This is a genomic window from Glycocaulis sp. (genome assembly GCF_052168375.1).
Taxonomy (GTDB): domain Bacteria; phylum Pseudomonadota; class Alphaproteobacteria; order Caulobacterales; family Maricaulaceae; genus Glycocaulis.
Map to the genome: position 1 here is coordinate 1 of NZ_JBQLZR010000187.1, position 6,925 is coordinate 6,925.

The 6,925-nt window shown below is 64.0% G+C and carries 7 protein-coding genes; 1 reads left to right on the top strand and 6 read right to left on the bottom strand.

Going from position 1 to position 6,925, the window contains the following annotated elements; genetic code table 11:
• Positions 1 to 93 precede the first annotated feature (93 nt).
• The 4 genes from ACTS2Z_RS07450 to ACTS2Z_RS07465 all read right to left on the bottom strand — a co-directional run bounded on the left by ACTS2Z_RS07450 (position 94) and on the right by ACTS2Z_RS07465 (position 4,688).
• The gene (locus tag ACTS2Z_RS07450; RefSeq protein WP_442572585.1) at positions 94 to 1,521 is read right to left on the bottom strand and encodes an aldehyde dehydrogenase family protein; all 1,428 of its coding nucleotides are present in this window, start codon (positions 1,519 to 1,521) and stop codon (positions 94 to 96) included.
• Positions 1,518 to 3,110 carry an FAD-binding oxidoreductase gene (locus ACTS2Z_RS07455; RefSeq protein WP_442572586.1) on the bottom strand — a complete coding sequence of 531 codons (1,593 nt, stop codon included), beginning with the start codon at positions 3,108 to 3,110 and terminating at the stop codon, positions 1,518 to 1,520. The genes ACTS2Z_RS07450 and ACTS2Z_RS07455 overlap by 4 nt, the downstream gene beginning before the upstream one ends.
• Before the next feature lie 11 nt (positions 3,111 to 3,121).
• Positions 3,122 to 3,778 carry a hypothetical protein gene (locus ACTS2Z_RS07460; RefSeq protein WP_442572587.1) on the bottom strand — a complete coding sequence of 219 codons (657 nt, stop codon included), beginning with the start codon at positions 3,776 to 3,778 and terminating at the stop codon, positions 3,122 to 3,124.
• Positions 3,779 to 3,869: 91 nt separating this feature from the next.
• Positions 3,870 to 4,688, bottom strand: coding sequence for a GntR family transcriptional regulator (locus tag ACTS2Z_RS07465; RefSeq protein WP_442572588.1), 819 nt, complete (start codon positions 4,686 to 4,688; stop codon positions 3,870 to 3,872).
• An 88-nt stretch (positions 4,689 to 4,776) separates the two neighbouring features.
• On the opposite strand from ACTS2Z_RS07465, the gene ACTS2Z_RS07470 reads away from it, so the two are divergent.
• On the top strand, positions 4,777 to 5,832 hold the full coding sequence (locus ACTS2Z_RS07470) for a nitrilase-related carbon-nitrogen hydrolase (protein WP_442572589.1): 1,056 nt from the start codon (positions 4,777 to 4,779) through the stop codon (positions 5,830 to 5,832).
• A gap of 68 nt (positions 5,833 to 5,900) precedes the next feature.
• On the opposite strand, the gene ACTS2Z_RS07475 is transcribed toward ACTS2Z_RS07470, so the two are convergent.
• Together ACTS2Z_RS07475 and ACTS2Z_RS07480 are read right to left on the bottom strand one after the other, a co-directional pair.
• A complete protein-coding gene (locus ACTS2Z_RS07475; RefSeq protein ID WP_442572590.1) occupies positions 5,901 to 6,347 on the bottom strand; it encodes a DUF3598 family protein in 447 nt (148 codons plus the stop codon).
• A 50-nt stretch (positions 6,348 to 6,397) separates the two neighbouring features.
• Positions 6,398 to 6,925 (bottom strand): amidase family protein (locus ACTS2Z_RS07480; protein WP_442572591.1); only part of this gene is annotated, 528 nt, incomplete at its 5' end.

Genomic DNA, 6,925 nt, shown 5'->3' on the forward strand with positions numbered 1-6,925 from the left:
CCTATGAGGGCACACACGATATCCACGCCCTGATCCTGGGACGCGCCATCACAGGCCATCAGGCCTTCGCGTAAGGGGCGAGGCGAAGGCGGCTCAGCCGCCTTCGCTGAAAGCCGCCAGGGGTGCAGGCGCGCCTGTCTGCGCAATCAACGCCTTGCGCCGCAGGAAGCGCAACAAACCGGCTGCGCCCATGCGCGACGGGCCAAGACCGGAATGCCGGAAGCTCTGCTTTTCCGCCTCGTGGAACAGGGCCGTCAGGGCTGCATCGTTCAGCGTGACAGCGCCGGCATCAAGCTGGCGCGCAACTGCCTCGGCTTCCTCGAGCGTGCCCGCGATGACGGCGGCCGACAGCCCGTACACGGTGTCATTGGCCAGCCGCACCGCCTCCTCGACCGTATCGAACGCCATCACCGGCAGGACTGGACCGAAGGTCTCGTCCGTAATCACGCTCATATCGTGCGTGACATTGCCGAGTACGGTTGGCGCGATCCAGTAACCGCCATCATGGCGTTCAACCACGCCGCCGGTCAGGACCGTCGCGCCCTTCGAAACGGCATCTTCCAGCTGGCTGGCGATGATCTGCGCCTGCCGGGCAAAGATCATCGGACCAATCTCGCCTGCATTGATGTCAGGCCAGTTGAACCGAACCGCGCGCGCCGCCTCGACCAGACGGGCCAGAAACCGGTCATGGAGCGGGCGGGCGACATAGATGCGCTCGATCGACTGGCAGGCCTGCCCGGTAGACAGCACAGAGCCGCGCAGCGCAGCCGTCACGGCGCGGTCGAGATCGGCGCTTTCCAGAATGACCAGTGGATCCTTGCCGCCAAGCTCCAGAAAGGCCGGGATCAAGCGACCCGCAGCCCGCACCGCCACCTTCTTTCCAGTCGGAACCGAGCCGGTGAAGCAGACCACATCGACCCGGTCGATCATCTGGGCACCGGTCTCGCCGGCACCGGGCGCAAAGGCCAGGACATCAGCAAGGCCTGCCTCTGCCACGGCAACATTCAGCGGCTCCACAAAGCGGGGCGTGACCTCGGACGGCTTCACGACCACGGCGCACCCTGCCAGCAGGGCAGGAATAGTGTCGATCAGCGAGAGGGTCAGGGGAAAATTCCAGGGGCTGATGACGCCTGCGAGCGCATAGGGCACGTCCTGCGCGATATGGCGGATTGCAGGGTTTGACCGGCCTTCCACCCAGCGCGGCGCTGGCAGAAGGCCGGGCGCAGCAGCCGCCCACCCCCTCAAGGAGGCAATCACGCCGTCAACTTCCAGAGCCGCGATCCGGCGCCGGCCTGTATCGGCCTCCAGCGCTGCAGCAATGGCGTCCTTGTGGCGTTCAATGGCCGCGGCCCAGCCCGTCAGGGCCTGACAGCGCTCCTCCACCGGCCTTGCCGCCCAGCCGCGCTGGCCAGCGCGCAGGCGGGCGGCCATGGCATCGAGGCCAGCGCCGCTGACCGGTTCAAACCGGTAGTCCACCTGGCCTGTTCTGGGATTGGCGACATCAATCAATGTAGCACTCAACGTTCAGCCTCCAGCCCGAGCACGCCCGGATTGATGATATTGTGCGGATCAAGTGCCGTCTTGATGCCGGTCAGCAGGTTCAGTGCCGGGCCGGAACGGGTCCCTGCAAACGGATAGGATCGTCCGATCTGGAAATGGGCCGCTGCGAAGCGGCTGAAAACCTCGATCACGGCCTGTCGCGCTTCGGCGACGACAGCGCTGGCCTCAGGATTGTCGGCATGGCGCGGCAAACGGTCGAGCCAGGACTTCTCGACACTTGCCTCGTGAAGGGCAAAAAGCGTTTCCGGCCAGAGGAAGACAGGCTCGATGAGGAAACCGGTCGTACCAAGCGTCGTGACCAGATAGCCGGTCTGGACGCTGTGACGGGCGAAGGCCTCCTGCCGCTCTGCAAACGCGTCCTCAAGCGCCTGCCAGCAGGCTGCCGCATCGCTGTGGCGGACGATGCCGTGCACCGGCACCCATCTTTCCCCTTCCGGCCCCAGCATATTGTTGAGAGGGGTAAACGGGTTCGCACGAATGACCTTGGGTATGGTGTTCTCGATCCGCTTTCCGCCTGCGCCCTGCGCCATCGCTTCCAGCCGCGCGAAATCGTCTGCGGTGCCAGCCTTTGACCGCCCCTCGACGACGACATGCAAGGTGTAGTCTGCCTCGCCGACAAACCCGCGCCCTGCGAGCGCCATGCGGGCACCTTCCGCGACACCCTTCAGCAGGCCGCCCTGCCCCGTCACGACCTTTGCCAAGGCCTTGGCATCGCTGGTGAGCGACGCGCGCTTCAGGCGCACCCGGGCAAGACCGGGGTCAAACCCGAACACTTCCGAAGCTAGATTGGCTCTGGCGACTTCGCTCATCGCGCGCGTCAGAGTATCGGCATCGGCAAACGCGAATGAGCCATACATCTCGTGTTCGGGCATGGGTATGAGACGGAGCGTCGCCTCGGTCTTGAACCCCAGCGCACCGCAATCGCCCAGAAACACGCCGGTCAGGTCCGGCCCGTACTGGCGGAAAAAGGGGTGCCCGCCGGCTGTGCCCGCACTGCCCGTCCGCAAGAGACTGCCATCGGCCAGCGCGACCGTTACCGAGAGCACGCTGTCACTGCCCGGCCCGTAAATCCCGGCACCAAAGAAGGCGTTGTTCTGCGACAGCCCGCCGCCAATCGTGGAACTGATACCGGACAATGGCCCCCAGAACGGGGTGCGCAGACCCAGCGGCTTCAAGGCCCGGTAAAGCGTATCCCACGTGCAGCCCGCCTCGACGCGGACATACATGTCGTCGCGATTGATCTCTAAAACCCGGTCGAGCGCGCCCAGATCGACCACGATGCCCGGACGGTCTGGTGTATAGCCGCCCGTGTAGGACATGCCGCCGCCACGAGGAAAGGCTGCCAGCCCTTCAGCAGCAATGACAGGCAACAATGCCGCCACCGCCTGCTGACTTTCCGGACGGACCACGGCGAGCGCGGTTTCCCCTTTCGACCAGACATCCTGCGATAACAGTGCACAGCGGGCGGGGTCGGTACTGACCGTGCCGACGCCGCTGGCTGCCTCCAGGCGGGCGGCAAGGCCATCGAGCGTCATTTTTCTGACTGCCATGCTTTCCTCCCTCAGGCCGGTGTTGCGAGGCCGAGCCACGCCGCACCCAGAAGCAAGCCCCAGAGCAAGACAACGAGGATGCGTACTCGCTGAATGGCGCTGGCGATCACTGCATTCGTAGCGTCATCGGCCTTGCCTGCCGCCAGCACGCCGATGGCGGCTTCGAACGGCTTCAGGACAATGCGGATGGCAAGACCCAGCGCGACAGCGCCGGCAAGGATGAACAGCTTGCCTGCAAGGAAGGCCGGCATCTGGAGAAAGCCAGCAAAAGCCGCAAGCCCGGCGAGGAGCAGGCCAAGCGCAAAAGCTATCCGCCAATAGCGGTCGAGTTGCGCGATCACCGGGGCGCGTCCATGCGCGAGGTGAATGCGCCAGGCAATCGCCGCCCAGACCATCGCGCCAAGAAAGGCGAAAACCACCCAGAACGGTGCCAGCGTGAGCCAGCCCTTCGCAACCGCCAGCGCCAGCCCTGTCGGCAGGGCGAAGATCAGCGCCATGCGGGGCGCCATGTCGACATTGAGGAGTATGCCTGCCGCGGCCATCCGGGCCGGCGCGGTCCTGCTGGCATCTGCCAGCACGGAGGCAGACAGGAAGGCGCCCAGATCGGCGCCCAGCCAGTAGACAAAAATCAGCAGGTGCAGAAGCGTCAGCCAGCCCGCAGCGTCCATCAGTCCCGTCCTTGGCGAAATTGGTATAACTCTATACCATTTGGTCGCCAAAGCCCTTTGCGGTCAACCCGCTTGGGCGGACAGGGAAAGCCTATTTGCGGTCGACGGGCGTCCAGGCCGGGCCGTCACCGCCATCGCGCTGGAGATGCATGTGATAGCTGAAGCGTTCAGGGCGGTAATAGGCGGTGATGTGCTGGACAGCACGGCCGGTGGAGTCGCGCATGATCCGCACGATGCGCAGCAATGGCGAACCGGGCGACACCTTCAGCGGTGTGGCGACATGCGGCTCTGCCGCGACAGCGGTAATCGTCTGCTCGGCTTCGGTCGCCACCTTGCCCGACCGCTCAAGAAGCGAGAGCAGCGGTTCGCGCGCCAGCTCCTCACGCGAGTAGGATTTGGCAATGTCGCCGGGCACGTAGGTAAGCAGGTAGGAGAAGGTATCGCCTTCGAGGCTGCGCAGGCGCACGGCCCGCTGCACCATTTCTCCCTCGTCGAGATTCATTTCCGCCGCCAGGCTGGCATCGGCCTTCACATCCGCGACTTCCAGAAGCGCGACCTTGGTTTCCAGCCCCATGCGCTTGAGCGCATCGAAAAGGGTGTCAAAACGGCCATAGACGACTGGTACAGCAGCGTTATACGCCACGACCGTGCCGCGCCCGCGATGACGCGTGACAAAGCCGTGCGCCGCAAGCTCGTTCATCGCCCGCTTCACGGTAATGCGCGAGACGTTGAAAAGTCCGGTCAGTTCCTGTTCGCCGGGCATGACGGAACCGGTCGGGAAATCACCCGCCCGGATACGGTCACGCAGCACAAGAAAGATCTGGTGGTAAAGCGGTGTCGGCAAAGCCTCGTCGATAAGCTCCGGACCGAGCTTTACCCTGGCTTTTTTCTGAGACGGGACGGTATTCACCGGTAACTCCCCCTTGTTCTGCAATATCTTCTAACCTGTTTCGCCCTGCCCGCCAGCCTCTCAATCCACCCTTGCCAACGGATACGCCATGAACGCTCCTGCTCCTTCCGGCCCTGCCTATATCGCGCTTGCCCTGCAAAGCCTGTGCGCGGCGGTAAACGACTGTGCGAGGCCTGAAGAAGCCCGCGAGCGTGTCATGGCCTCGATTGCGCGGATGAGCCGGGAGATCGCAGGGTCGAAGGCCTTTATCGGGGACGGTGTGAGGCTGGTCGTTCTTCCCGAATATGCACTGACCGGCTTTCCCATGGGCGAAACGGCCGCGCAATGGCGCGCCAAGGCCGCCTTCGATCCCGACGGCCGCGAATATGCGGCGCTGGCGGAACTGGCGGTAAAGCATCAGGTCTATCTTGGCGGCAATGCCTACGAGACTGACCCGCATTTTCCCGATCTCTATTTCCAGGCCTGCTTCGTCCTGTCGCCGGCGGGCGACACAGTTCTGCGCTATCGCCGCCTTATCTCGATGTATGCGCCAAGCCCGTATGACGTGCTCGACGCCTATCTCGACGCCTATGGCGAGGACGCGCTCTTTCCTGTCGCCGATACGGAGATCGGCCGGCTTGCTGCCATCGCGTCTGAAGAAATCCTCTATCCGGAGATTGCGCGCTGCCATGCCATGAAAGGCGCGGAAGTCTTCATCCACCCGACCAGTGAAGCGGCCAGCCCGCTCGCGACGCCCAAGAATATCGCCAAGCAGGCCAGGGCGATCGAGAACATCGCCTATGTGGTCTCGGCCAATACGGGCGGCATGACGGGAACGCCCATCCCGCAGAACTCGGCCGACCGTGGCTCCAAGATCGTTGATCCCAGGGGGCTTGTGATTGCGGAGGCTGCCTCCGGCCCGTCCATGTGCGCCTATGGCGAGGTGGACATCGCCCTCGCCCGCCGCCTGCGCCACCGCGCTGGCATGCCAAACCTGCTCGCCCGCACGCCAGCGGCGCTGTACGCGCGCGAATACGCGAGGGCACAGCTGCATCCGGCCAATTCGCTGCTGGCTGATGGCGAGGTCAGCGTGCCGGGCCGGGAGTTCTACAAGGCCCGCCAGCAGCGCGTTATCGACACGCTGGCGGAGCGCGGCATCATCTGACGGCACCGGGTTCGGCACGCGCGGCAGGGCTGGCAAGGCCAGCCCTGCCTGTAATGTCACGCGCGGGCCTATTTTACCCGCCGTTCCTTGATGACTGTGCGCATGTAGAGCTCGTCATTGCGGAACCAGTGCCATGTACGGCCACGCTTGTTGCCGCAGTCCGAAAGCTGGATCATCTCGTAGAGATATTCCTCCGGCAGGTCCTTGCGCTTCCAGGTCAGGACAACCGTCTTGGGGTCGATCTCCCAGGCGCAACCCTCGATGCGGTCTGTATCCCACCAGATGCGCCCTTCGGCATATTTCGCCGGGAAGTGATGCTCCTCCGCCTTCCCGTCATCCCAGGTGTAGCGGTTGATCTGGTAGTAGTCGTGCTCACCGGACTCCGGAAAGGAGCAGGTCAGGTGCGAGCGGTGGGCGTCGAGGATCTTGTTGTCGGTGTCGATATAGGTGTAGGTGCCTTCCCATTCGCCCGCATGGCGCGCCAGAACCGGCATCTGCCAGACAATCAATCGCATGATATTCTCCCTGTATGGTGTTGATAGTGTGAAGCTTTCATTGCCTGCATTCAGTCCGCCCGTGCGGTGGCGGGCAGGCCTGACAAGCGCTCGTCAAAGGCGGTCGCCAGCGCCATGCAACGGTAGTCGTCTCCGGCCCGGCCCATGATCTGCAGGCCCAGCGGCAGCCCGCTTGCGCCTACGCCCATGGGCACGCTTGTGGCTGGAATACCGGCAAAATTGGCAAAGGCGGTCAGGTCTGCCTGACCTGACGGAACAGGCGCTCCAAAGGGGAAGGCGGTCTCGAGCGCAGTGGGCGAAACGATGAAATCAACGCGCGAGAAGGCCTTTGCCGCCTCAACACCGCAAACGTCCAGCGTGGCAAGCGCTTCGCGATAGCGCGCCTCGCTCTGGCGCCCGCCCCATTCCAGCATTTTCGTGAATGCCGGCGAGAAGCCATCCGGCTTTTCCGCCATGGCACCCGCATGTTCGTGATAGCCTTCGTACTCGGCAATCAGCAGGCCCTCGCGCCGCGTCTCGCCAAAGCGGTAGCCGGGCAGGCGCACATCCTCGATGCGCGCGCCAAGGCCCCGCAAATG